Origin of the sequence: Actinoplanes teichomyceticus ATCC 31121 (assembly GCF_003711105.1) — a bacterium.
Classification (GTDB): Bacteria; Actinomycetota; Actinomycetes; order Mycobacteriales; family Micromonosporaceae; genus Actinoplanes; species Actinoplanes teichomyceticus.
The window spans coordinates 928,925-952,845 of the sequence record NZ_CP023865.1; the positions used below are offsets into that span (position 1 = coordinate 928,925).

Consider the following 23,921-nt stretch of genomic DNA (forward strand, 5'->3'; position numbering starts at 1 on the left):
AGTCTCTATGCTGACGGGCCGTGCAGCCCTGGCCCCGTACCGAAGAGGACGCCCGTGCCGTGCAGGACCTGCTGCGCGGCCGCGTCGTCGCCGCCCCCGGCCCGGCGTCCCCGGCCACCGTGGCCGGCCTGGACGTCGCCTACGACGACTCCGGGCAGCGGCTGGGCGCGGCCGTGGTCGTGCTGGACACCGGCGACCTGTCCGTGCTCGACACCGCGGTGGTCCGGGGCCGGCCGGCCTTCCCGTACGTCCCCGGCCTGTTCGCCTTCCGCGAGGTGCCGGCTCTGCTGGCGGCGCTGGACCGGCTGACCGTGCGGCCGGAGGTGCTGATCTGCGACGGACACGGGTTGGCCCATCCGCGCCGCTTCGGGTTGGCCGCGCACCTGGGCGTGCTCACCGATCTGCCGTCCTTCGGTGTCGGCAAGACGCGGCTGGTCGGCGAGTGGGAACCGGTCGGCGCGACGCGGGGCAGCCGCTCGGCGCTCGTCGACGGCGGCGAGCCGGTCGGCGCGGTGCTGCGTACGCAGACCGGGGTGAAACCGGTCTTCGTCTCCGTCGGACACCGGATCGACCTGGACCACGCCTGCGCGCTGACGCTGCGGCTGGCGCCGCGGTACCGCCTGCCGGAGACCACCCGGGTCGCCGACCGTGTCTGCCGTGATCTTCTCACTTGACGGCCCGGTCGGGCGGATAAAACCTTGTCGCGGCCGGTGCTCCGATACCCTCGCCCCAACAGGGCTTTCCGAAGGAGTGAACGGGTGCTTGATCTGTCGCAGATCATCAAGGCGTACGACGTCCGGGGGGTCGTCCCGGACCAGTTCAACGAGCCGGTGGCCCGGGCGATCGGCACGGCGTTCGTCGAGATGCTGCGCGAGTCCGGCGACGAGCCCGACCAGATCGTGATCGCGCACGACATGCGCGAGTCGGGTCCCGGCCTGGCCGCCGCGTTCGCCCGGGGCGTCAACGCGGCCGGCACCGGTGTGATCAACATCGGACTCGCCTCGACCGACCAGCTGTACTACGCCTCCGGGTCGCTGAACCTGCCCGGCGCGATGTTCACCGCCAGCCACAACCCGGCGCAGTACAACGGGATCAAGTTGTGCCGCGCCGGCGCCCGGCCGGTGGGCCAGGACAGCGGGCTGGCCGTGGTCCGGCAGCGGGCCCAGCAGTTGCTCGGCGACCTGAACGCGGAGGCCGACGGGCCGTCCCGGGTGGTCGAGCGGGACCTGCTCGGCGCGTACGCCGAGCACCTGCGCTCGCTCGTGGACCTCACCGGCATCCGCCCGCTCAAGGTCATCGTGGACGCCGGCAACGGGATGGGCGGGTACACCGTCCCGGCCGTGCTCGGCGACCAGGTGCTCGCCGCGCTGCCGCTGACCATCGTGCCGCTCTACTTCGAGCTGGACGGCTCGTTCCCGAACCACGAGGCCAACCCGCTGGACCCGAAGAATTTGGAGGACCTGCAGCGGGCGGTGCGCGAGCAGGGCGCCGACATCGGCCTGGCGTTCGACGGCGACGCCGACCGCTGCTTCGTGGTGGACGAGAAGGGCGACGCGGTCTCGCCGTCGGCGATCACCGCGCTGGTCGCCGCGCGGGAGCTGGCCAAGTTCCCGGGCAGCACGATCATCCACAACCTGATCACCTCGGCCGCGGTGCCGGAGATCATCACCGAGCGCGGCGGCAAGCCGGTACGCAGCCGGGTCGGCCACTCGTTCATCAAGGCGGAGATGGCCGAGACCAACGCGGTCTTCGGCGGCGAGCACTCGGCGCACTACTACTTCCGGGACTTCTGGTTCGCCGACACCGGGATGCTCGCCGCGATGCACGTGCTGGCCGCGCTCGGCGGGCAGGACCGGCCGCTGTCGGAGTTCGCCGCGGAGTACGAGCGGTACACCGCGTCCGGTGAGATCAACTCCACGGTGACCGATGCCGCCGCCCGGACCGCCGAGGTGCGGGCCGCGTTCCCGGACGCCCGGGTGGACGATCTGGACGGGCTGACCTTCCAGTTCGACGACGGGGCCTGGTTCAACCTGCGGGCGTCCAACACCGAGCCGCTGCTGCGCCTGAACGTGGAGGCGCCGGACGCCGGGCGCATGGCGTCGCTCAGGGACGAGGTGCTTGCCATCGTTCGCGGATAGGATCGCGGGGACCATGCTTCGCCGCGCAAAGGAGTAGATCGGTGGCGCTCGATCCGCAGTTGCTGGACATCCTGGCCTGTCCGGACACTCACCACGCGCCTCTCGACTACGACGCCGGCGGGCAGACGCTGACGTGCACGGAGTGCGGCCGGATCTTCGACGTCCGGGACGACATCCCGATCCTCCTCCTCGACGAGGCCCGCCGTCCCGGCGCCGCGGGGGAGGGGAAGTGATGGTCAACCCGCTGGAGGGCGGCGCCGGCGTGCACGGCCACCGGGTCGCCGACGAGTCGCTGCTCAACGACGAGAAGTCGATGCTCGGCAACGACCCGGGCGGCATGCTGCGGGCCACCGCCTCGGCCGGCGCCCAGGTCCGCGAGTCGGCGGCCCTGGCCGCCGAGGTCGACCTGACCATGCTCGCCGACGAGGGGCGGCCCCGCGCCGTCGTGGTCGCCGGCATCGGCACCGCCGGCCTGACCGGCAACATCCTGTCCACCGTCGCCGGCCCGCGCTGCCCGGTCCCGATCATCGGACACCGCAGCGCCGGCGTGCCCGGCTGGGTCGGCGCGGCCGACGTGGTGATCGCGGTGTCCGCCTCCGGCCGCAGCCCGGAGGCGCTGGCCGCGGCCGAGGCGGCGGCCCGCCGCGGCGCCCGGCTGGTCGCCATCGGCAACCCGGACTCCGAGCTGGAGGCGCTGGCCGAGCGCGCGCGGGCCCCGTTCATCGGCGTGCCGCGCCGCGCGCCGGCCCGCGCCACGCTCTGGGGCCTGGCCGTCCCGGTGCTGCTGGCCGGCCGCGCGCTGGGCCTGGTCAAGGTCACCGAGGCGGACATCGCGGAGACCGCCACCCGGCTGGACGCCGACGCCGAGCGCTGCCGTCCGGCCGCCGACTCGTTCGTCAACCCGGCCAAGGCGCTCGCCCTCGGCCTGGCCGGCTCGGTGCCGATCGTCTGGGGCTCGTCCCCGCTGGCCACCGTCGCGGCCCGGCGGTTCGCCGACACCCTGGCGGCCAACGCGCGGTACCCGGTGATGGCCGGCGCTCTCGGCGAGGCCGGCCGCGGCCGGGTGGGCCTGCTGGACGGCGTCTTCGGCGGGCTCGCCGAGTCGTCCCGGGACATCTTCGCCGACCCGGAGGACGAGGACGACACGGTCACCCGGCTGCGCCTGGTGGTGCTGCGCGACGGCGGCCTCAACCCCGAGGACGACGCCGACGAGCCGGTCGCCGTCGAGGAGCGCCGCGCGGACGCCATCCAGACACTCGCCGATCGACGTGGCGTACGCTGCGACGTGCTGACCGCCGAAGGCGGTTCGGCGCTGGAACGGCTCGCCTCCCTGGTGGCGGTGCCGGACTTCGCGTCGTTGTACCTGGCCCTGGCGCACGGCTTGGACCCGATGGCCGTGCCCGCCATCAGTGAGATGAAGGAGCTGTCCAACCCGATGCCAGAGGGACTTCAGTGAGCGCCGAGGGCGGCACCAAAGCGATCATCGCGGCGCTGAGCGCCAACCTGGGTATCGCCGCCACCAAGTTCGGCGCCTGGGCGCTCACCGGATCGTCGTCGATGCTGGCCGAGGCCATCCACTCGGTCGCCGACTCCGGCAACCAGCTGCTGCTGCTCCTCGGCGGCAAGCGGGCGAAGAAGGCGGCCACCCCGGAGCACCCCTTCGGGTACGGCCGGGAGCGCTACATCTACGCGTTCATCGTCTCCATCGTGCTGTTCAGCGTCGGCGGGTTGTTCGCGCTCTACGAGGCGTACCACAAGATCCAGCACCCGGAGCCCATCACCGAGTGGAAGTGGGTGCCGGTCGCCGTCCTGGTGATCGCGATCGGCCTGGAGTCGTACTCCTTCTACACCGCGATCAGGGAGTCCAATCACACCCGGGGCAAGACCTCCTGGGTGGACTTCGTGCGCCGGGCCAAGGCGCCGGAGCTGCCGGTGGTGCTGCTGGAGGACGCCGGCGCGCTGGTCGGTCTGGTGCTCGCGCTCTTCGGCGTGGGGATGACCCTGATCACCGGCGACGGCATCTGGGACGGCATCGGCACCGCGGCGATCGGCATCCTGCTGGTCGTGATCGCGGCGATCCTCGCGGTGGAGACCAAGAGCCTGCTGATCGGTGAGGGCGCCAACCCGGAGACGCTCGCGACGATCGAGAGCGCGGTCCTGGCCGGCTCCGGCATCGAGCGCGTCATCCACATGAAGACGCTGCACCTCGGCCCGGAGGAGCTGCTCGTCGCCCTGAAGATCGCGGTGCCGCGGACCGAGCGCGCCGACGAGGTGGCCCGGCACATCGACGAGACCGAGAAGCGGATCCGGGACGCGGTCCCGATCGCCCGGGTCATCTACATCGAGCCGGACATCTACCGCGCCCGCGAGACGTCCGACGCGACCGTGACCTCCGCCCCGCCCGCCACCGCCTGACAACTGCTAATTTGCCGGGTATGACCGTGTACCCGCTGACCGGAGTGATCCGGCCGTACGCCTGGGGATCCCGGACCGCGATCGCCGAGCTGCAGGGCCGCCCGACCCCCACCGAGGGGCCGGAGGCGGAACTGTGGCTCGGCGCGCACCCGGGTGACCCGTCCACTGTGCCGGGCCCGGACGGGCCGGTCACGCTGACCACCCTGATCGACGGCGACCCGGCCGGCCAGCTCGGCGCCGCCGTCGCGGAGCGCTTCGGGACCCGCCTGCCGTACCTGATGAAGGTTCTCGCCGCGGCCGCCCCGCTCTCGTTGCAGGCGCATCCGGACCTCAAGTACGCCGCCGAGGCCTTCGCCCGGCAGGAGGCCGACCCGTCGCTGCCGAAGAACTACACCGACGGCAACCACAAGCCGGAGATGCTGGTCGCGCTGACGCCGTTCGACGCGCTCTGCGGGTTCCGGCCGGCTGAGGTGTCCGCGGCCGTGCTCACCGAGCTGGCCGTGGCCGACCTGGAGCCGGTGGTGGCCGTGCTGCGCGCCGGTGACCTGTCCGAGGCGGTGCGCCTGCTGCTCACCTGGCCGGTGGACCGGCGTCCGGCCCTGATCGACGCGGTGGTGGCCGCCGCGGCGTCGGCGCCCGCCGACCACCCGCACCACGAATCGTTCCGGCTCGCGACCGAGCTGGCCCGGCACTACCCCGGCGACCCCGGTGTGCTCGTCGCGCTGCTGCTCAACCTGGTGCACCTGGCCCCCGGCGAGGCGATCTGGATGCCCGCCGGGAACCTGCACGCGTACCTGAACGGCCTGGGCGTCGAGCTCATGGCGGCCAGCGACAACGTGCTGCGCGGCGGCCTCACCCCGAAACGGGTCGACGTCGACGAGCTGCTCCGGGTGCTGCGCTTCGAGACCCTGGACGACCCGCTGCTGCACGGCGCCGAGATCGCGCCGGGCGTGACCTCCTGGCGGGTCCCGGTGCCCGACTTCGAGCTGTACCGGGTCGAGCTCACCGCGGACCGGCCGCCGGTGACGCTGCCCGGGCACGGCCCGCGGATCATCCTGGGCGCGACCGGCGACGTCCACGTCGGTGCGGAGCACGGGATCCCGGTGACCCTGCAGCCGGGCACGGCGGCCTACGCCCCGGCCTCCGGGGGGCCGCTGACGGCCGCGGGCCTGGGCACGCTCTTCGTCGCCGCGGTGCCGGACTGACCGTTCCCCGGCCCGCCGCCTTGAGGCGGCTCGTCGGCGCTTCGCTGCCCACTGGTGCGCGGGCTGCGGCCGGGCGGTCTGCCGGTGGTTCACTGCTGCGGCTGGGGCGGTCTGCCGGTGGTTCACTGCTGCGGCTGAGGGCGGTCCGTCGGTGATTCGTTTGCTGCGGCCTGACCGGATCGTCAGCGGTTCGCGCGTCGCCTTGGGCCGGTTCCGCGGTGGTTCGTGCGTCGTCTCGGCCGGTTCCGCGGTGGTTCGTGCGTCGTCTCGGCCGGCTCTGCGGCGGTTCGCCGCCGCGCCGCCATGCTCTCGCCGGGAGCGGTGGCGCGGCGTGCGGTGCCGAGATCGAGCGCGACGCGCCCGAAATTTCTCGAAAAACCTTGACATGGCATGTGCGGAGTGTGAATCTATAACCACGCAGCGTCATTGGTGATCGGGGGGTCCCACGGACGCGCGCGGTACCAAACCGGGGGGATGAACGGGGCGGCAGGCTCAGGCTTGTCGCCCCGTTCGCTGTCCGGGGCAGTCCGGCCGGGCGGCGCGGCCTCCGTGTCGCGCTGGGCCGCCGCGCGTGCCCGGCCTCCACGTCGCGTGGGCTGGCGCGCGTGCCCGGTCTCCGCGTCGCGTGGGCTGCCGCGCGTGCCCGGTCTCCATGTCGCGGTGGACCGCCGGTCTCCATGTCGCGGTGGACCGCCGGTCTCCATGTCGCGGTGGACCGCCGGTCTCCGGTCGCGCTGGGCCGCCGCGCGTGCCCGGCTCCGCGCCGCGCTGGGGCCGCTGGTCTCCGCGTCGTGGTCGGCCGCCGCGCGTGCCCGGCTCCGCGCCGCGCTGGGGCCGCTGGTCTCCGCGTCGTGGTCGGCCGCCGCGCGTACCCGGGTCTCCTCGTCGCGGCGGGCCCGGCGCGCATCCGATTCCCCTCGGCGGGCGCCGCATTCGGCCCGAAGTCGGCTTCCGGACGCAATCGCCGGTCGAGTCCGTCGGTCACCTATACGTGTGACTACTCGAATCGTGATCAACCGCCGCCGCGCCCGGTCCCGCCACCGCTGACCGATCTTGGGAGCGGCGGGCGGCCAAGCCTCCGACCTGCGCCGCGATTGCGGAAAGGTGGCGGCCGTCACTGCGGAACAGCGGCGGGCGTCATCGCGGAAATACGCGTTCTTCCGGAGGCGGGGGAACGGACAAGTCGAGCGCTTTCCCCGCCGATCGGCATTGCAACTTGCAATGGGCCATTGATGCGCCGATATGGTGGCTCCGTGGCGAGGCCGACATCGACAGCGCGCCGGGAACTCGGCGGCGCATTACGCCGGCTCCGTGGCGAGCGCCGGGCGGTGGATGTGGCGACCGCGCTGGGCTGGTCGGAGTCGAAACTGAGCCGGATCGAGACCGCACACACCGGGATCACCGAGGCGGACCTGGACCGCCTGCTCACCCTCTACGGGCTGCCGGCCGAGGAGCCGGAGCGCGGCCGCCTGCGCGACCTGGCCCGGGAGGGCCGGGTGCGGGCCTGGTGGGCGCCGTACCGGTCGTCCGTGCCGGACCCCTACGACGAATACCTGGCGCTGGAGGCCGACGCCACCCTGATCTCCCAGTGGGAGGCGCAGGTGATGCCGGGTCTGCTGCAGACCGACGAGTACGCCCGCGCGGTGATCGAGACCGGCGCGGACATCGAGGACAACGACGTCATCCAGCGCCGTCTGACCGTACGGATGAGTCGTCCCGAGCGCTTCTTCCGCAAGCACCCGGAACCGCGCCTGGACGTCGTCCTCGACGAGGGCGTGCTCCTGCGCGAGGTCGGCGGCCGGCAGGTGCTGCTGCGGCAGTTGGAGCGGCTGCTCGTGGCGACCGGGCAGCCGGGCGTGGAGGTGCAGATCCTGCCGTTCGAGGCCGGCGCGCACGCCGGGCTGACCGAGTCGTTCCTGGTGCTGGAGTTCGCCGAGGGCACGCGTAATCCGGTGGTTCACTCCGAAGGGCTCACCGGCGGTCACTTCCGGGTGAAGCCGGAGGAGATCGAGATGTACCAGGATGCGTTCGATGACCTGCGGGAACGCGCTCTGTCGCCAGAAGAGAGCCGAACGGTCATCGCTGAGACGAGGGACCGGTTGGCTCGTTGAGCGTCTGCGTTGCTGTCCAATGGAAGTGCATTTTCCACGGAAGGAGAAACCATGCAGGACGCCACGATCACTTGGCGTAAGAGCAGCCGGAGTGGCGCTGCTGGGCATTGTGTGGAGGTCGCCAACGCTCCCGCAGCGGTGCTGGTGCGCGACTCCAAGGACGTCACCGGACCGGTGCTGAGCTTCGACGCGCGGGACTGGACCGGCTTCCTCGCCGGGATCCGCGCGGGAGAGTTCGACCGGCCCGGCGCGTAAGAGCCGATACATCGCGATGACGCGCCACGGGCGGTCCCGGCCAGGGACCGCCCGTTTTTATGTCTTCCCGCACGTTTTCCGGGCCCCGATGCCTTCTGGGCCGGGTGACTTCTCGCGTAGGCTGCCGGGCAAGATCGCCCCCCGGGTGGCGCGGGGGCCGGGAGGACAGTGCAATATTGGACCGCATGAGAGCCCGGGTACTGGTCGTCGACGACGATCCCGCGTTGGCCGAGATGCTCGGCATCGTGCTGCGCAGTGAGGGATTCCTGCCCTCGTTCGTCGCGGACGGCGAACGCGCGCTCGCCGCTTTCCGGGAGAACCGCCCGGACATCGTCCTGCTGGATCTGATGCTGCCCGGCATGAGCGGCATCGACGTCGCGCGCGCGATCCGCGCCGAGTCCGGCATTCCGATCGTCATGCTGACCGCCAAGAGCGACACCGTGGACGTGGTCCTGGGCCTGGAGTCCGGCGCCGACGACTACGTGGTGAAACCGTTCAAGCCCAAGGAACTGGTCGCCCGGATGCGGGCCCGGCTGCGCCGGGGCGAGGACGCCGCGCCGGAGATGCTGACCATCGGGCCGCCCGGCAACCAGATCAACATCGACGTGCCGGCGCACACGGTGTCCCGCGACGGCGAGGAGGTCAAGCTCACCCCGCTGGAGTTCGACCTGCTGGTGGCCCTGGCCCGGAAACCGCGCCAGGTGTTCACCCGCGAGGTGCTGCTCGAGCAGGTCTGGGGTTACCGGCACGCGGCGGACACCCGTCTGGTCAACGTGCACGTGCAGCGGCTGCGCGCGAAGATCGAACCGGACCCGGAACGACCCGAGATCATCCTGACGGTTCGTGGTGTCGGCTACAAGGCGGGCACCGGATAGTCGCTCGCAGCGGTTAACCTTGCCGCGACATGCGTGCTCCGGCTTGGCTACCCGAACGTGTCCGCCGCCCCCTGCGGGTGGTGCGGCGCCACTGGCGCGTGGTCGCGTCCCGGCTGGAGAGGTTCACCTCGCCGGTGCGCCGCTCCTGGCGGCGCTCCCTGCAGGTGCGCGTGGTCACCCTGACCCTGGTCGCGTCCAGCCTGCTGGTCGGCACGTTCGGCTGGTTCATCGCGGACCGCAGCGCCAAGATCCTGCTGCACCGCGCCCAGGACGAGGTGTCGGCGTCGCTCAAGCGCAAGGTGGTCTGGGCGTCCCAGCAGCTCACCGTGCACCCGCAGGCGTACGATCCGCAGCTGCCGAGCACCATCAGCGAGACCGTCAACGAGCTGTACGACGGTGACCAGGCCGACGACAGCGGCACCGTGGTGTCGATCCGCGCCGAGCGGTACCCGGAGCTCGCGCCGCAGACCGTGCCGGCGGTCGACACCGGCGAGCTGATCACCCCGGAGCTGATCCGCGCGGTCGCCGTCGACGGCCGGGTCGCCCAGCAGATCCGGACCGCCGAGGTCGGCGGGCGCACGACGAAGTACCTGGTCTACGGCTCCCCGGTGCCGTCGAAGTTCGGGCACGTCGAGCTCTACTACATGGTCCCGCTGACCACCGAGGACCGCGCCGCCAACCAGATCCGCAACACCGTGCTGGTCACCGGCCTGGCCCTGGTGATCCTGCTGGGGGTGGTGGCCGGTCTGGTGACCCGGCTGGTGGTCACCCCGGTCCGGGTGGCCGCGCGGACCGCGCAGCGGCTCTCGGCCGGCCTGCTGGACCAGCGGATGAGGGTGGAGGGCGAGGACGACCTCGCGCTGCTCGCCGCCGCGTTCAACCAGATGGCGGCGAACCTGCAGCGGCAGATCGTCCGGCTGGAGGAGATGTCCCGGCTGCAGCGGCGGTTCACCTCGGACGTCTCGCACGAGCTGCGCACCCCGCTGACCACGGTGCGGATGGCCGCCGACCTGATCTTCTCGGAGCGCGACGAGTTCGACCCGGCCGTGGCGCGCAGCGCCGAGCTGCTGCAGGCCGAGCTGGACCGGTTCGAGGGCCTGCTCACCGACCTGCTGGAGATCAGCCGGTTCGACGCCGGGTTCGCCGCGCTGGACGCCGAGCACACCGATCTGGTGCCGATCGTGCGGCGGGTCGCCGAGCGGCTCACCGGGCTGGCCGAGCGGGTCGGCGTCGAGCTCCAGCTGCGCCTGCCGGACACGCCGGTGATCGCCGAGGTGGACCCGCGCCGGGTCGAGCGGGTGCTGCGCAACCTGGTGGGCAACGCGGTCGAGCACGGCGAGGCCAGGCCGGTGCAGATCACCCTGGCCACCGACGACGCCGCGGTGGCGATCACCGTGCGCGACCACGGCATCGGCCTGAAGGCCGGTGAGGAGCGACTGGTCTTCAACCGGTTCTGGCGGGCCGACCCGTCCCGGGCCCGGCAGACCGGCGGCACCGGCCTGGGCCTGTCGATCAGCGCGGAGGACGCCCGGCTGCACGGTGGCTGGCTGGAGGCGTGGGGCGCCCCCGGGGAGGGCGCCCAGTTCCGGCTGACCCTGCCGGTCCGGGCCGGGGACCGGCTGGTCGCCGCCCCGCTGCCGTTGATTCCCCGAGACCGTACGGCGGAGGTGAGCTGATGCGTCCCCGGCACGCCGGCCCGATCGCGTTGCCGGTCGTGGTCACCCTCCTGGCGCTGCTGACCGGCGCCTGCGGCATCCCGGACGCGACCGGGGTGAGCGAGGTCGGCGCCGGCCCGTCGACCGGGATCAGCTCCGGCGACGACTCGGCCGTGACCGAGGTCGCCCGGGAGGACGTGCTCACCGACCGCGTCCAGTTCGTCGCGAACTATCTCAAGGCCGGGGCCGGCGACGTCGATTCGGCGGCCGTGCGGCTGCGGAAGTTCATGAGCCCGGACGCGGCCCGCCTGTTCAAGCCGACCGGCACCGACCTGCGGGTGATCCGCCTGGTCGAGGCGCCGTTGAACACTCCGGGTCAGGACCTGGTGAAGCTCACCTACGAGCCGGTCGGCACGCTGGACAAGTTCGGCCTGCTGGAGCCGGCCACCGAGAGCCGCCGCGACACGTACGAGATCCGGGTGGGCAACCTCCCCGGCCGCAGCGGCCTGTTCGTGACCGAGGCGCCCCCCGCCCTGCTGATCAGCGACGACGCGCTCGACCAGTTCTACGAGCAGAAGACCATCTACTTCTGGAACACCGAGTACACCGCGCTGGTGCCGGACGTGCGCTACATGCCCAGATCGACGCCGGCCGAGCAGCGCCCCAACACGATCATGACCTGGCTGCTGAACGGGCCGGCCCCCTGGCTGTCGGTCGCCGACCTGGACGAGGGCACCGCGGTGGTGGGCAAGGTGCCGGCGGCCGACAACAACCGGCTGCAGATCCCGTTGCAGGCGCTACCGGCCGACGACGCCGCGCAGGCGCTCGACCGGTTGCGCCGCCAGCTGCAGTGGTCGCTGCGGCCGCTGCTGCCGGGCGAGCTGGACCTGAAGATCGGCCACGCGGACGCCCACACGTACACCGGCGACGACTACCTGGCCGACAATCCGGCCGCCCGGCTGGTCGAGGACCCGGAACGCTTCGTGGTGTACGGCGGCCGGATCCGCCGGATCTCCGGCTCGCCCGGGTCGGTCGAGCCGGTGCCGGTGCTGAAATCGGACGAGAACCGGGACGTGGTGTCCGCGGCGTTGAGCACCTCGAAGACGCACGCCTTCGCGGCCGTGGTGACCGACGGCGGGCGCCAGGCGCTGCGGGTGGCCTCCGGCGAGCTGGGCCAGCAGGCCCCGCTGCAGCCGATCACCGGCCTGCCCGGCCCGCTCGGGCAGCCGGCCTGGGCGGTCACCGCGGACGGCTCGGCGGGCGGCGCGATCGGCCTGATCACCGCGAACGGCCGGTTGTACTCCTTCCCGGCCGGCCGGGGCGCCGCGCGGCAGATCCCGTGGACCGGCCAGGGCACCCGGATCACGTCGGTGGCGGTGGCCCCGGACGGCCGCCGGGTGGCCCTGGTGGTGGACGGCAAGCTGTACCGCGCGGCGCTGAGCACCGGTGGCGACACGCCGGTGCTCGGCACGCCGCAGCAGCTGCGCCCGGCCGACCTGGCCTCGGTGACCGCGGTGGACTTCAACAGCGAGGGCTGGCTGACCGTGGCCGGGGTGCGCGCCGAGGACCGCCGGGTGACGATCGTGGACGTGTCGATCGACGGCGCGCTGCAGTCGCCGCGGCTGTCCGACCTCGGCGACAAACCGGTGACCGCGCTGAGCGTGTACCCGGCCAATCCGCAGGACGCGAGCCCGCTGAGCGGGCGGTCGTTCTCCCGGGCGGTCTGCTACAGCGCCGAGGGCAAGGCCTGGGAGGCGCTCTCCACGCCGGATCAGATCGGCGCCGACAAACTGGCCGGGCCGGCCGGGAACCAGCCTCCCGGGACCGTGCCGACCGCGCCCTTCTACCTGGAATGACCGGCCTGCTGGGGGAGCTCGCCGACCTGGTCCTGCCCGGGGCGTGCGCGGGCTGTGGGGTGCAGCGCGTCCGGCTGCGCCGGGGCGCCTGCCCGGCGTGCGTGGCCGAGCTGGAGGGGCTGCGACCGTACCGTTGCGCCCCGAACCCGCCGCCGCCCGGCTTCCCGTCCTGCGTGACCGTCGGCCCGTACGGCGGGGCGCTGCGGGGCGCGTTGCTGGCGTACAAGGAACGGGGCCGGCACCGCCTCGCCGGGCCGCTCGGCGCGCTGCTGGCCGGCGCGGTGGCCGCGGTCGCGCCGCGCGACCGCCCGGTGCTGATCGTTCCGGTCCCGTCCACCCGCGCGGCGCGCCGGGAGCGCTACGGCGACCACATGTCCCGGCTGACCGCGCACGCGGTGCGCCGGTTGCGGGCCGCGGGCTGGTCCGCCCGGGCCGGGCAGCCGCTGCGGGTTCTGCCGCGGCCTGACTCCACGTCACTGGACGCTGCCGGAAGGTCCACCGCCGCTGTCAATTCGCTGCGAATCATTCCGGCCCGAATCGGCGTTCTGCGGCGCGGCGACGCGATGCGAGGCACGCTGGTGGTAGCGGACGACATCGTCACCACCGGGGCCACGCTGGCCGCGGCGGTACGTCGTCTAGAGGAGGCGGACATGCAGGTCACCGGCGCCGCAGTGCTGGCAGCGACACAACTTCGCCGAGGCTGTCCGGGATTTTGACTACAGTCACGCCTTCGTTCGCCGATAGAGGCGAACGTCAGCCGTCCGGTATCCCAACGAGGGGTGACTCGTCAGGATCGGCAAGTTAGCGTCTAGGTGACGAGGGTACGGTCGATCAACTTACCCGCCACCGGGAGCGCTTCTCGCCGTACCGGAAAGGAGTCGTCTCACCAACCTCTGCCGCGTAACGCCGTCTCCGGGCACGCGGCATCCCTCTGGAGGCAACACGATGCGCCGGCTACCGGCGCCCCATGTAAAACACGTTGGGGGAGGTCACGAGTGGACATTGTCGTCAAGGGCCGCAACGTAGAGGTTCCCGACCACTATCGAGAGCATGTCGCCGACAAGCTGAGCAAGGTCGAACGGTACGACCAGAAGCTGATGCGCGTGGACGTGGAGTTGTTCCACGAACGAAACCCGCGCCAGTCCGACACCTGCCAGCGGGTCGAGATCACGGTCATGACCAAGGGGCCGGTGGTTCGCGCCGAGGCCCAGGCACAGGATTTCTACGCAGCTCTGGACTGCGCCATCAACAAACTGGACGCCCGGTTGCGCCGCTCCGCGGACCGGCGCCGCGTCCACCGCGGACGGCACGCGCCGGTCTCGGTCGCCGCCGCCACGGCCAACCTTCCCACCGATCTGACCACAGGCGCCACCGCCACGCTGACCGCCGAACCGGCGGCTGACCTGGCCGAGCACGACGAGAGCCAGCCCTGGCGCATCGTGCGCGAGAAGGAGCACTCCGGCGAGCCGATGACGGTCGACGACGCGCTCTTCCAGATGGAACTCGTCGGGCACGACTTCTATCTGTTCCTGGACAAGGAGAGCGGCCGACCCAGTGTCGTCTATCGCCGTCGAGGCTACGACTACGGCATCCTCAGCCTGGCTGTGTGAGCTCCCCGCCGGAGGCCTGCGCCAGCAGGTCTTCGGCGAGCAGCACGAACTGGACGTCGTCGTGGCGGGTGCCGGCCACGCCGGGCAGCCGGGAGCGCAGGTAGGCCTCCCGCCGGAAACCGGCTTTCTGCAGCACCCGCTGCGACCCGATGTTGTCCGGAAGCGTGCCGGCGATCAGCCGGACGATGCCGGTCTCCGCGAACACCCACAGCGCCACCAGCTGCGCGGCCCGGGTGGCCAGGCCGCGCCCCCGGAAGCCGGGCAACATGCTGTAGCCGATCATCGCCTGCGCGGTGGGCGGTTCCTGGTAGTGCAGCGAGATCTCGCCGGCCGGCGCGCCGCTCACCGCGTCCAGCACGACCATGTCGGCCTTGATGCCGGCCAGCCAGTCCGCCGCCGCCCACGAGCAGCGCCGGCGCACCTGCTCGGGGCTGGGCGGCAGCGGCGGCACGCTGGTCGCCACCACGTCCGGCTGGCTGTGCAGCTCGGCGTAGAAACCGGCGTCGTCCTCGCCGAGCGGGCGCAGGGTGACCACGCCGTCGGTGAGCTCGCCGCCGGGCAGGTCGGGCAGCAGCCGTTCGGCCGGCTCGCCGGGGTCCCCGGCCAACCGGGCGTAGACCAGCACGTCGTCGTGTCCGCCGGCCGGGTTCGGCAGCGCGCCGCGCCGCTCGCCCTCACGGGTGTAACCGGCGGCCAGCGCGACCCGCTGCGCCACCGGGTTGTCCGGGTGGATCAGCAGCTCCAGCCGGTGCAGGGCGGGCATCCCGGGCCGGCCGCCGAGCGCCTGCTCGCTCAGGGCGCGCAGGGCGGCCGTCGCGATCCCGCGCCGCCGGGCCCACGGCGCGACCCAGAACCGCGCCTCGGCGGCGCCCCGCGAGGGCCGCGAGTGGTCCAGATCGATGCCGCCGACCGGGTCGCCGGCGCCCGCGGCGGTTATCACGTACGAACGATCGCTGCTCGTGGCCGGGTCGAGCGGCAGGAACCGGCGGCCCGCCGGATCGTCGCGTGCCGCGGCCAGGGCTGCCTCGTCCTGCGGGCCGGCGGCGCGCAGATGTACCCGGGTGTCGTGCTCCACCGCCCCATCCTTCCGCAGACTCGCCCGCGCGCGAAACGTGATCCAAACGGTCGCGGACTGCGCTCTCAGCGAACTTCCTGCCCCGTTTGATCCCTTTTGTGAGCTTGGCGGGAGGCTCGGGTCACAGGCTTGGAGAGAAGGTGCCTACGATGGTTCGGCAGACTGTCTAGGGGAGCGCTGACCCGTGTCGATATTGGAAAAGATCCTCCGTGCCGGCGAAGGCCGCATGGTGCGCCGGCTCAAGTCGATCGCGGACGCGGTCAACTCGATCGAGGATGACTACGTCGACCTCACCGACGACGAATTGCGTGAGTGCACCGAGCAGTTCAAGCAGCGCTATCAGGACGGCGAGTCGCTCGACTCGCTGCTCCCGGAGGCGTTCGCGGTGGCTCGGGAGGGCGCCAAGCGCGTGCTCGGCCAGCGGGCGTACGACGTCCAGCTGATGGGCGGCGCCGCCCTGCACTTCGGCAACATCCCGGAGATGAAGACCGGTGAGGGCAAGACGCTGACCGGTGTGTTCCCGGCCTACCTCAACGCGCTCAGCGGCGAGGGCGTGCACATCATCACGGTGAACGACTACCTGGCCCAGCGGGACGCCGAGTGGGTCGGCCGGGTGCACGTGTTCCTCGGCCTGACCGTCGGCGTGATCCTGCCCAACCGGCCGGCCGCCGAGCACCGCGCGGCGTACCAGTGCGACATCACCTACGGGACGAACAACGAGTTCGGCTTCGACTACCTGCGCGACAACATGGCGTGGTCGAAGGACGAGCTGGTCCAGCGCGGCCACAACTTCGCGATCGTCGACGAGGTCGACTCGATCCTCATCGACGAGGCGCGGACCCCGCTGATCATCTCCGGCCCGGCCGAGCACTCCGCCCGGTGGTACGGCGAGTTCGCCGCCATCGTCAAGCGCCTGGAGCGCGGCAAGGACGGCTCCGGCGACTACGAGGTCGACGAGGCCAAGCGGACCATCGCGATCACCGAGCGGGGCGTCGCCAAGGTCGAGGACCGGATCGGCATCGACAACCTCTACGAGTCGGTGAACACTCCGCTGGTCGGGTACCTGAACAACGCGATCAAGGCCAAGGAGCTGTACAAGCGCGACAAGGACTACATCGTCAGCCCCGAGGGCGAGGTCCTGATCGTCGACGAGTTCACCGGCCGCATCCTGCACGGCCGCCGCTACAACGAGGGCATGCACCAGGCCATCGAGGCGAAGGAGGGGGTGGAGGTCAAGCAGGAGAACCAGACCCTGGCGACGGTCACCCTGCAGAACTACTTCCGCCTCTACAAGAAGCTCGGCGGCATGACCGGTACCGCGCAGACCGAGGCCGGCGAGTTCAACAGCGTCTACAAGGTCGGCGTCGTGACCATCCCGACGCACCGGCCGATGATCCGGGTCGACCACCCGGACGTCATCTACAAGACCGAGCGGGCCAAGTTCAACGCGGTCATCGAGGACATCGCCGAGCGGCACGCCACCGGCCAGCCGGTCCTGGTCGGCACGGTCTCGGTGGAGAACTCCGAGATCCTGTCCCAGCTGCTGCGCCGCCGCGGCATCCCGCACAGCGTGCTGAACGCGAAGTTCCACGCGCAGGAGGCCACGATCATCGCGCAGGCCGGCCGGAAGGGCGCGGTCACCGTGGCCACGAACATGGCCGGTCGAGGCACCGACATCCTGCTCGGCGGCAACCCGGACTTCCTGGCGGCCCAGGAGCTCGCCCAGCGCGGCCTGGACCCGGTGGAGAACCCGGAGGAGTACGCCAAGGCCCTGGAGGAGGTCCTGCCGGTCGTCAAGGAGGCCTGCGAGGCGGAGTCCGCCGAGGTGCAGGCCGCCGGTGGGCTCTACGTGCTCGGCACCGAGCGACACGACTCCCGGCGCATCGACAACCAGCTGCGCGGCCGGTCCGGCCGGCAGGGCGACCCGGGCGAGTCCCGGTTCTACCTGTCGCTGCAGGACGACCTGATGAAGCGGTTCCGCGCCGGTGCGGTCGAGGCGGTCATGGAGCGCTTCAACATCCCCGAGGACGTGCCGATCGAGTCGAAGATGGTGACCCGGCAGATCCGCAGCGCGCAGACCCAGATCGAGGCGCAGAACGCCGAGATCCGCAAGAACGTGCTGAAGTACGACGAGGTCATGAACAAGCAGCGGCAGGTCATCTACGCCGAGCGCAAGCGCGTGCTCGACGGCGAGGACATGCACGAGCAGGTCACCCACATGATCGACGACGTCATCACGGACGTCGTCACGGTGGCCACCTCCGAGGGGTACGCGGAGGACTGGGACCTGGAGCAGCTCTGGACCAACCTCAAGCGCCTCTTCCCGCTCTCGCTCACCATCGAGGACGTGATCGAGCAGGCCGGCGGCGAGCGCAACGCGATCGACCAGGAGTTCCTGATCGCGCAGCTCAAGCAGGACGCGCAGGCGGCCTACGCGGCCCGCGAGGAGGAGCTGGGCGCCGAGGCGATCCGGGAGCTGGAGCGGCAGGTGCTGCTCGCGGTGATCGACCGCAAGTGGCGTGAGCACCTCTACGAGATGGACTACCTGCAGGAGGGCATCAGCCTGCGGGCCTACGCGCAGCGCGACCCGGTGGTCGAGTACCAGCGCGAGGGCTTCGACATGTTCAACCAGATGATGGACGGCATCAAGGAGGAGGCCGTCGGCTTCGTCTTCAACCTGGAGGTCCAGGTCGAGGAGCAGCCGGCCGTCACGGTCGACCCGACCCAGGCGTACGAGCTGCCCAAGGTCGGCGAGGAGGCGGCCGACGAGCCGGTCGGCGAGCCGCACGAGCACGTCGAGGTGCGGGCCAAGGGGCTCGGCGGCAACCGCCCGCAGAACCTGCGGTACACCGCTCCGGCGATCGACGGCGAGGCGGGCGGCGGCCGGCCGGTGATCCAGCCGGAACCGGAGGTGCCGGTCGCGTTCAGCCCGGGCGGCTCCCCGGTCCCGCCGAGCCCCGCGCACACCAGCGCGGCGCGCGCCACGTCCGGCCAGGCCGAGTCGAACGGCCCGTCCCGTAACGCTCCCTGCTACTGCGGCTCGGGCAAGAAGTACAAGCGCTGCCACGGCGCCCCGGGCGGGGCGGCCTGACCCGCGACGTCCGACGAGACAGCCCGTGCCCGGCTCCGGCCGGTGCACGGGCTGTTCCCGTTCCCGGGTTCCGAGGGGCTGCCTCGTGCCGGGCGCCCTGGACGCGCCGGGCGCTGGACGTCACCGTGGGGCGCGCTCTGTGCGGGCGTTGCTGGGCGCTCGTGTCGGGCTGTGGGGTGGTGTGCGCGCGTCGCGGGGGTCACCGTGGGGTTGCGTTGTGTGTGGGCGTTGGTGGCGGTTGTTGCGCGTGGTTGTAGTCCGCCGTGGGGCGGCCGTGTGGGGCTGTGGGGCGGTGTGCGCGCGTCGCGGCGGTCGCTGTGGGGCCTGCGTTGTGTGTGGGCGCTGGTGGCGGTTGCTGCGCGTGGTTGTAGTCCGCCGTGGGGCGGCCGTGTGCGGGCTGTGGGGCCGGTGTGCGCGCGCTGTCGGAGATCGCCGGTAGGGCGGCCTGTGCGGGCCGTTGGACGGTGGTTGCGCGTCGCTCCGGGGTCGCCGTGGGGCACTCGTGTGCTGGGCCGTTCGGCGGGTGCGGGCGTCGCCCGAAGTTGGCGCGAGGCGCTCCGCGGACCGGGGCGGGGTCGTTCGGCGGAGTGCGGGCGTCGCCGGGAGTCGGCGCGGGCGCACCCCGGGGCCGGATGGGGGCTACCCGCTGTTCGCGCCCGGGTCTGCGGGGCCGCCGCGGGTCTGCGGGGCCGCCGCGGGTCTGTCGGGCCGCCGCGGGTCTGCGGGGCCGCCCCGGATCTGTCGGGCCGGGCTCGGGTGCGCCGGGTGGGACCCGGAACGGCCACCGCCTGTGCCGCTCGGTGGACGCCCCGGGTGCCGGCCCTGCCGATCCCGTCAGATGAGGCGCAGTGTGGTGGCGCACCAGGCGTCGTGATGGAACTCCAGCCGGAACGCCATGGCCCAGGTGCGCTCGCCGGTGACGAGGGCGACGGCCACCTCGACCGCGCCGCGCCGTGGTTCGCAGAGGTTGACGCGGAGGACGGCGACCGGCGACGGCCGGTGCGGACGCCCATCGCCGGGCCGCCGCGGGCGGCGCATCTCGGCGACGCGGCGGGCGCCGGCCAGGCCCTGCGCGACCACCTCGGCGGCCTCCGCGGGCAGAGACACCCGGCGCAGGTGGGCGGCCGGTCGATGACCGTTGAGCACCTCGACGCACATGTGCACGAACCGCTTGACCGCCAGCTTCGCGTCCCCGGACGCGCCGGCCACCACCGGCGCCGCGGCCGGGACGGCGAGCTGCCCGCGCCCGGGCCCCGGACCGGCGCTCCAGCGGCCGTGCGCGTCATGGCCCGCCGGACGTGTACGCGACCCGGCGTAGCCCACCGGTCCCGTCCCGCCCGGTCCCGGGACGCCCGTCGCTTCGTGGCCCGGCGCCCGCGCTTCGACACCCCGCGCTTCGACACCCCGCGCTTCGACACCCCGTGCCGTGCCGCCCGTCCCGGTGGCTCCCGCCGGGCCCGTCCCGGCCCGCCGTGGCCTGCCCGTGCTCGCGGGGCGGGGCCACTCCAGCGCCAGCTGCTGGGCGGACGGCCACGCCTGGGGCGCCAGCTCGTCGTCGAAGGGAGGGTCGTACCGCGGGACCGGGCGCAGGCGAATCGCCGGCCGGGACCCGGCGGGTGCAATCTCGACCGCGGACCGCATCTCCACCGCCCATCCTTGCGTTTGGCTCCGTTTGCTTACGACTGCCTCAGTCTGGTCCCGACCGGCGTCCGTGGTCAATCCCGCTCGGGGCATCCGGAAAGAGGCGCAAAAGGAGCGATCCGCTCACTCCGCCTCGCGTTCGGTGAGCGGGTTGTCCCGCACCCACGCGGCCGTCTCCGCATACTTCGCCTGGATGTACTCCTCCAGCCTGGCGCGCTCCACCCGCCACTGACCGCGGCCACCGATCTTGATCGCCGGCAGTTCGCCGCTGCGCACCATGTGATAGACCTGCGAATCCGAGACGTTCAGCTCGGCCGCCACGTCGGACAGCAACAGGAACCGGGCCTCCACGTGGCCTCCCACTCTCGATCCTTCGGCAGCTTGAGTTTGCCACCGTTTGCCGCCGGCAGCCGAGTCCGGCTCCCGGATGTCCACGATTCGGAGACGCCTGGTGGAATGGGCCTCTCCCGGCCCGCGGCGGCGGTGTACTGACCGGGATGGCGAAGCAGGAGGAGAACGTGCCGATCACCGAGCTGGTCCGGGTTTACGTGCCGGCCACCGTGCCGATGCTGGCGGCCCTGCGGGACGAGGGCCGGCTCGGCGACGGGGCCATGGTCGCGCACGCGGTGACCCCCGCGCTCCGGGAGTGGTACGCCGAGGGCGACGACGAGGAGTTGGAGTACGTGGCCTTCACCCGTGCCGCGCAGGGCGCTCTGCAGCTGCTGCGGCACGACGCCGCGGCGCCGCGGCGTCGGGTGGTGGTCTCCGCCGACGTACCGGGCTCCTCCCTGGTCCGGGAGGACGTCGAGCTCGGATCGAGCACGGTCCGCCTGCCCGGCCCGGTGCACCTGGGCCAGGTGGCGAGCATCCACGTGGACGGGGCGGAGGCGACCGAGGCGGTCGCGGCGGCCGCCGAGGTGGTCGAGGAGGCCCTGGCGGGCGACCCGGACGCGCAGTTCACCGTCGACGGCGCCGAGGATCACGAGCTGGAGTGGTACGCGGTCTCCGAGCTGGACGAGCTGGTCTGAGCCGGATCAGTCCCGGTCGCCGGCCGGGGCCGCCCCGGCGGGCTGTGCGGCCTCCGGAGCGGGCGCCGGCGCCGACTCGCCCGTGGGCGCGGTCTCGCTGATGCGCGCGGTCTCGGCGGCAGGCGCGGTCCTGCTGGTAGGTGTGGTCCCGGCAGCGGTCCCGGTCTCGCCGGTGCGCGTCGGCTCCTCGCCGGTGCGCATCGCCTCCTCGTCGGTGGCCGCCTGCTCCTGCGGGTCGTCGGCGGGCGACAGGGTCCGGCCGACCGCGATGATCGCCGAGATCGCCCCGAGGAAGAGCACGATCATCGAGCCGTTCAGCCGGGAGGTGCTCAGCATCTGCTGTACCGACTGTTCCAGCTCGCTGACCTTCCCGGCCAGCTGGAGCACCTGCGCGCCGGCGGTGCGGGTGAGGATCTCGGCGAGCACCAGCAGCGCGCCGGGGCCGGCGCCGGCCAGCGCGTAGAACGGCCAGCGCAGCTCGAGGTCGCCGGCGCGGCGCCGGGCGCGACGCAGCACCGCGTACGACATCAGTCCGGCCGTCAGGCCGCCGAGCGCCGACTGCCCGAAGGCGAACCAGCGCGACACCCGGGCCATCTCCGCGGTGCTCCCGGCGCCGAAGGCGTCGAGCACCGGGTTCTGCAGGTACTTGTTGACCAGGAAGCCGAGCACGAAGACCGCGACGGAGGCGGACCCGGCGCCGGCGATCACCGGCGGAACGCGGAAGCCGGCCAGCGCCCCGCCGATGGTGGCGGCCGCGGCCACCGTGCCGCCGACCGCCGCGTAGATCGTGCCCTCGGTGTTGATCGAGATGATCGGCAGCGCGCACAGGACGCCGACCAGCAGGCCGGCGCCGGTGGCGACGGCGAACCGGGTGGTGGCGCCGAGCGGCCGGCGCCGGGCGATCAGGGTGAGCGCCAGCAGCGCCACCGCCGCGCCGCAGACCATGGCGGCCGAGACCGCGCCGGGCAGCGCGTACGCCGTCGAGGTGACCTCCATCGCGGCATCCGCCCGCGAGGTGATGCTGGCCCGGGCCGACTGGAGCATCGCGGCGGTCCAGCCGAGCGCGGCGACCGCCAGCAGGATCGCGGTGAGCCGCGAGACCTCGCGGGTCTCCGGGGCGGTCTGGGGCTCGGGGACGCTCATGGGGGCCAGGGTAACCGGCGAACCTGCGGGCACCTGACCGGCCGTCGGACAAGTGCGAGGATGGACGGACATCGCCCCGGCGACCCCGGGGGCGGCCCCTCCGTCACATCTCACTCACGAGGTCGAGCAGGTCGAGGAGCAGAACATGGACGCTCGGTTCACCGTGCCCACCCCCCGCAACGAGCCGGTCCGCGGCTACGCGCCGGGCAGTCCGGAACGAGCCTCGCTGGCGCGGCGGATCGCCGCCCTGCGCGGCGAGCGACCGGAACTGACCATGACCATCGGCGGCCGGCAGCGGATGGCCGACGGCCCGGCGATCGAGGTGGTGCAGCCGCACCGCCGGCACGAGGTGCTCGGGGTGACCGGCAACGCGTCCCGCGCCGACGCCGCGGCCGCGGTGCAGGCGGCCAAGGAGGCCGCGCCGGACTGGCGGGCGCTGCCGTTCAGCGAGCGGGCGGCGATCTTCCTGCGCGCCGCCGAGCTGCTCGCGGGCGGCTGGCGGGACACCCTGAACGCGGCCACCGTCCTGGGGCAGTCCAAGTCCTGCTACCAGGCGGAGATCGACTCGGCCTGCGAGCTGATCGACTTCCTGCGGTTCAACGTGCACTTCGGCGAGCGGCTGCTGGCCGAGCAGCCGGAGTCGGCGCCCGGGGTGTGGAACCGGTTCGACCACCGCCCGCTGGAGGGCTTCGTCTACGCGATCACCCCGTTCAACTTCACCGCGATCGCCGGGAACCTGCCGTCCGCGCCGGCCCTGATGGGCAACACCGTGGTCTGGAAGCCGGCGCCGACACAGCAGTTCGCGGCGCACTTCACGATGCGGCTGTTCGAGGCGGCCGGGCTGCCGCCCGGTGTGATCAACATGGTGACCGGCGACGGGCTGGCGGTGTCCGAGGTGGCGCTGACCGATCCGGATCTGGCCGGCGTGCACTTCACCGGCTCCACCGCGACGTTCCGGAAACTGTGGCGCACGGTGGGGGAGCACATCGAGCGCTACCGCACCTATCCGCGGCTGGTCGGCGAGACCGGCGGCAAGGACTTCGTGTTCGCGCACGCCAGCGCCGACCCGGACGCGCTGTTCGCCGCGCTGATCCGGGGCGCGTACGAGTACCAGGGCCAGAAGTGCTCCGCCGCGTCCCGCGCCTACGTGCCGCGGAGCCTGTGGGAGGGCGGCCTGCGCGACCGGCTCGCCGCGGCGGTCGCCGCCATCCGGTACGGGGACGTCACCGACCTGTCCGTCTTCGGCGGCGCGGTGATCGACGACCGCTCGTTCGCCCGGCTGGCCGGGGCCCTGGACCGGATCAAGAACAGCGCCGCCTGCACCGTGCTGGCCGGTGGCACGGCCGACGACTCCGAGGGCTGGTTCGTCGCCCCGACACTGGTGGAGTGCACCGATCCGACGCACGAGGTGTTCACCACCGAGTTCTTCGGCCCGATCCTGGCCGTGCACGTCTACCCGGACGACGACCTGCGGGCCACCGTGGAGCAGGCCGACGCCGCCGCGCCGTACGCCCTGACCGGTTCGATCTTCGCCACCGACCGTTCCGTCGTGGACTGGGCGCAGAACGCGCTCCGGTTCACCGCGGGCAACTTCTACATCAACGACAAGCCGACCGGGGCGGTCGTGGGGCAGCAGCCGTTCGGCGGCGCGCGGGGCAGCGGGACCAACGACAAGGCGGGTTCGATCCTGAACCTGCAGCGGTGGGTCTCGCCGCGCACGATCAAGGAGACGTTCGACCCGCCGGTTACGTGGGAGTACCCCCACATGGGTTGATTGTCCGAATGCACACGGCGACTCGCGGGGATCTGGGCGTTTCCTGCCC

19 protein-coding genes and 2 pseudogenes are annotated in these 23,921 nt (G+C 72.5%); 17 read left to right on the forward strand and 4 right to left on the reverse strand.

From position 1 onward, the window contains the following. The first annotated feature begins 20 nt into the window (after nucleotides 1–20). The 13 genes from nfi (at nucleotide 21) to hpf (ending at nucleotide 14,120) form a co-directional block, all read left to right on the forward strand. Nucleotides 21–674 carry a deoxyribonuclease V gene (gene nfi / locus ACTEI_RS04265; protein WP_122976444.1) on the forward strand — a complete coding sequence of 218 codons (654 nt, stop codon included), beginning with the start codon at nucleotides 21–23 and terminating at the stop codon, nucleotides 672–674. Between the two features lie 84 nt (nucleotides 675–758). Continuing rightward, a complete protein-coding gene (locus tag ACTEI_RS04270) occupies nucleotides 759–2,138 on the forward strand; it encodes a phosphomannomutase/phosphoglucomutase (protein ID WP_122976445.1) in 1,380 nt (459 codons plus the stop codon). Between the two features lie 41 nt (nucleotides 2,139–2,179). Beyond that, on the forward strand, nucleotides 2,180–2,371 hold the full coding sequence (locus ACTEI_RS04275; RefSeq protein ID WP_122976446.1) for a Trm112 family protein: 192 nt from the start codon (nucleotides 2,180–2,182) through the stop codon (nucleotides 2,369–2,371). Then, nucleotides 2,371–3,594, forward strand: coding sequence for an SIS domain-containing protein (locus ACTEI_RS04280; protein ID WP_122976447.1), 1,224 nt, complete (start codon nucleotides 2,371–2,373; stop codon nucleotides 3,592–3,594). Before ACTEI_RS04275 ends, ACTEI_RS04280 begins: the two co-directional genes overlap by 1 nt. Beyond that, a complete protein-coding gene (locus ACTEI_RS04285; protein ID WP_122976448.1) occupies nucleotides 3,591–4,553 on the forward strand; it encodes a cation diffusion facilitator family transporter in 963 nt (320 codons plus the stop codon). Before ACTEI_RS04280 ends, ACTEI_RS04285 begins: the two co-directional genes overlap by 4 nt. A 26-nt stretch (nucleotides 4,554–4,579) precedes the next feature. Further along, on the forward strand, nucleotides 4,580–5,758 hold the full coding sequence (gene manA, locus ACTEI_RS04290) for a mannose-6-phosphate isomerase, class I (RefSeq protein ID WP_122981909.1): 1,179 nt from the start codon (nucleotides 4,580–4,582) through the stop codon (nucleotides 5,756–5,758). Nucleotides 5,759–7,011: 1,253 nt separating this feature from the next. Further along, nucleotides 7,012–7,869 carry a helix-turn-helix domain-containing protein gene (locus ACTEI_RS04295; protein WP_122976449.1) on the forward strand — a complete coding sequence of 286 codons (858 nt, stop codon included), beginning with the start codon at nucleotides 7,012–7,014 and terminating at the stop codon, nucleotides 7,867–7,869. Nucleotides 7,870–7,920: 51 nt separating this feature from the next. Beyond that, nucleotides 7,921–8,124 (forward strand): DUF397 domain-containing protein, encoded by a 204-nt coding sequence (locus tag ACTEI_RS04300; RefSeq protein ID WP_122976450.1) that lies wholly within the window; start codon nucleotides 7,921–7,923, stop codon nucleotides 8,122–8,124. Between the two features lie 185 nt (nucleotides 8,125–8,309). Continuing rightward, nucleotides 8,310–8,999, forward strand: coding sequence for an MtrAB system response regulator MtrA (gene mtrA, locus ACTEI_RS04305; RefSeq protein WP_122976451.1), 690 nt, complete (start codon nucleotides 8,310–8,312; stop codon nucleotides 8,997–8,999). A 29-nt stretch (nucleotides 9,000–9,028) separates the two neighbouring features. Next, complete coding sequence (gene mtrB, locus ACTEI_RS04310) at nucleotides 9,029–10,675, forward strand: MtrAB system histidine kinase MtrB (protein WP_122976452.1); 1,647 nt, start codon at nucleotides 9,029–9,031, stop codon at nucleotides 10,673–10,675. Beyond that, complete coding sequence (locus tag ACTEI_RS04315) at nucleotides 10,675–12,510, forward strand: LpqB family beta-propeller domain-containing protein (RefSeq protein WP_122976453.1); 1,836 nt, start codon at nucleotides 10,675–10,677, stop codon at nucleotides 12,508–12,510. Before mtrB ends, ACTEI_RS04315 begins: the two co-directional genes overlap by 1 nt. Further along, nucleotides 12,507–13,226 (forward strand): ComF family protein, encoded by a 720-nt coding sequence (locus ACTEI_RS04320; protein WP_122976454.1) that lies wholly within the window; start codon nucleotides 12,507–12,509, stop codon nucleotides 13,224–13,226. Before ACTEI_RS04315 ends, ACTEI_RS04320 begins: the two co-directional genes overlap by 4 nt. 279 nt (nucleotides 13,227–13,505) lie before the next feature. Next, a complete protein-coding gene (gene hpf / locus ACTEI_RS04325; RefSeq protein WP_122976455.1) occupies nucleotides 13,506–14,120 on the forward strand; it encodes a ribosome hibernation-promoting factor, HPF/YfiA family in 615 nt (204 codons plus the stop codon). On the opposite strand, the gene ACTEI_RS04330 is transcribed toward hpf, so the two are convergent. Next, nucleotides 14,104–15,195, reverse strand: coding sequence for a GNAT family N-acetyltransferase (locus tag ACTEI_RS04330; protein ID WP_122976456.1), 1,092 nt, complete (start codon nucleotides 15,193–15,195; stop codon nucleotides 14,104–14,106). The two genes, hpf and ACTEI_RS04330, sit on opposite strands and share 17 nt — an antisense overlap. A 184-nt stretch (nucleotides 15,196–15,379) precedes the next feature. On the opposite strand from ACTEI_RS04330, the pseudogene secA reads away from it, so the two are divergent. Together secA and ACTEI_RS39280 are read left to right on the forward strand one after the other, a co-directional pair. Beyond that, nucleotides 15,380–17,900: pseudogene (gene secA / locus ACTEI_RS04335) on the forward strand (preprotein translocase subunit SecA); the annotation flags it as partial. Between the two features lie 89 nt (nucleotides 17,901–17,989). After that, nucleotides 17,990–18,286 (forward strand): annotated as a pseudogene (locus ACTEI_RS39280) (SEC-C metal-binding domain-containing protein); the annotation flags it as partial. An 834-nt stretch (nucleotides 18,287–19,120) separates the two neighbouring features. On the opposite strand, the gene ACTEI_RS04340 reads toward ACTEI_RS39280, so the two are convergent. Then, the gene (locus ACTEI_RS04340; protein ID WP_187645919.1) at nucleotides 19,121–19,609 is read right to left on the reverse strand and encodes an Rv3235 family protein; all 489 of its coding nucleotides are present in this window, start codon (nucleotides 19,607–19,609) and stop codon (nucleotides 19,121–19,123) included. 441 nt (nucleotides 19,610–20,050) lie between these two features. Further along, nucleotides 20,051–20,278 (reverse strand): helix-turn-helix transcriptional regulator, encoded by a 228-nt coding sequence (locus ACTEI_RS04345; RefSeq protein WP_122976458.1) that lies wholly within the window; start codon nucleotides 20,276–20,278, stop codon nucleotides 20,051–20,053. 146 nt (nucleotides 20,279–20,424) lie between these two features. On the opposite strand from ACTEI_RS04345, the gene ACTEI_RS04350 reads away from it, so the two are divergent. Further along, the gene (locus ACTEI_RS04350) at nucleotides 20,425–20,955 is read left to right on the forward strand and encodes a DUF6912 family protein (protein WP_122976459.1); all 531 of its coding nucleotides are present in this window, start codon (nucleotides 20,425–20,427) and stop codon (nucleotides 20,953–20,955) included. Nucleotides 20,956–20,961: 6 nt separating this feature from the next. Here ACTEI_RS04350 and ACTEI_RS04355 read toward each other — a convergent pair whose 3' ends face one another. Beyond that, on the reverse strand, nucleotides 20,962–22,098 hold the full coding sequence (locus ACTEI_RS04355; protein WP_187645918.1) for a hypothetical protein: 1,137 nt from the start codon (nucleotides 22,096–22,098) through the stop codon (nucleotides 20,962–20,964). A gap of 145 nt (nucleotides 22,099–22,243) precedes the next feature. Here ACTEI_RS04355 and pruA point away from each other — a divergent pair, with 145 nt between their 5' ends. Beyond that, a complete protein-coding gene (gene pruA / locus ACTEI_RS04360) occupies nucleotides 22,244–23,872 on the forward strand; it encodes an L-glutamate gamma-semialdehyde dehydrogenase (protein ID WP_122981910.1) in 1,629 nt (542 codons plus the stop codon). Nucleotides 23,873–23,921 lie beyond the last annotated feature (49 nt).

Excerpts from the sequence above, each read along its gene's own strand:
- ACTEI_RS04280 (WP_122976447.1), top strand. The coding sequence starts at position 2,371 with ATGGTCAACCCGCTGGAGGGCGGCGCCGGCGTGCACGGCCACCGGGTC.
- ACTEI_RS04300 (WP_122976450.1), top strand. The coding sequence starts at position 7,921 with ATGCAGGACGCCACGATCACTTGGCGTAAGAGCAGCCGGAGTGGCGCT.
- mtrA (WP_122976451.1), top strand. The coding sequence starts at position 8,310 with ATGAGAGCCCGGGTACTGGTCGTCGACGACGATCCCGCGTTGGCCGAG.
- mtrB (WP_122976452.1), top strand. The coding sequence starts at position 9,029 with ATGCGTGCTCCGGCTTGGCTACCCGAACGTGTCCGCCGCCCCCTGCGG.
- ACTEI_RS04315 (WP_122976453.1), top strand. The coding sequence starts at position 10,675 with ATGCGTCCCCGGCACGCCGGCCCGATCGCGTTGCCGGTCGTGGTCACC.
- ACTEI_RS04320 (WP_122976454.1), top strand. The coding sequence starts at position 12,507 with ATGACCGGCCTGCTGGGGGAGCTCGCCGACCTGGTCCTGCCCGGGGCG.
- ACTEI_RS04350 (WP_122976459.1), top strand. The coding sequence starts at position 20,425 with ATGGCGAAGCAGGAGGAGAACGTGCCGATCACCGAGCTGGTCCGGGTT.
- ACTEI_RS04355 (WP_187645918.1), bottom strand. The coding sequence starts at position 22,098 with ATGAGCGTCCCCGAGCCCCAGACCGCCCCGGAGACCCGCGAGGTCTCG.
- pruA (WP_122981910.1), top strand. The coding sequence starts at position 22,244 with ATGGACGCTCGGTTCACCGTGCCCACCCCCCGCAACGAGCCGGTCCGC.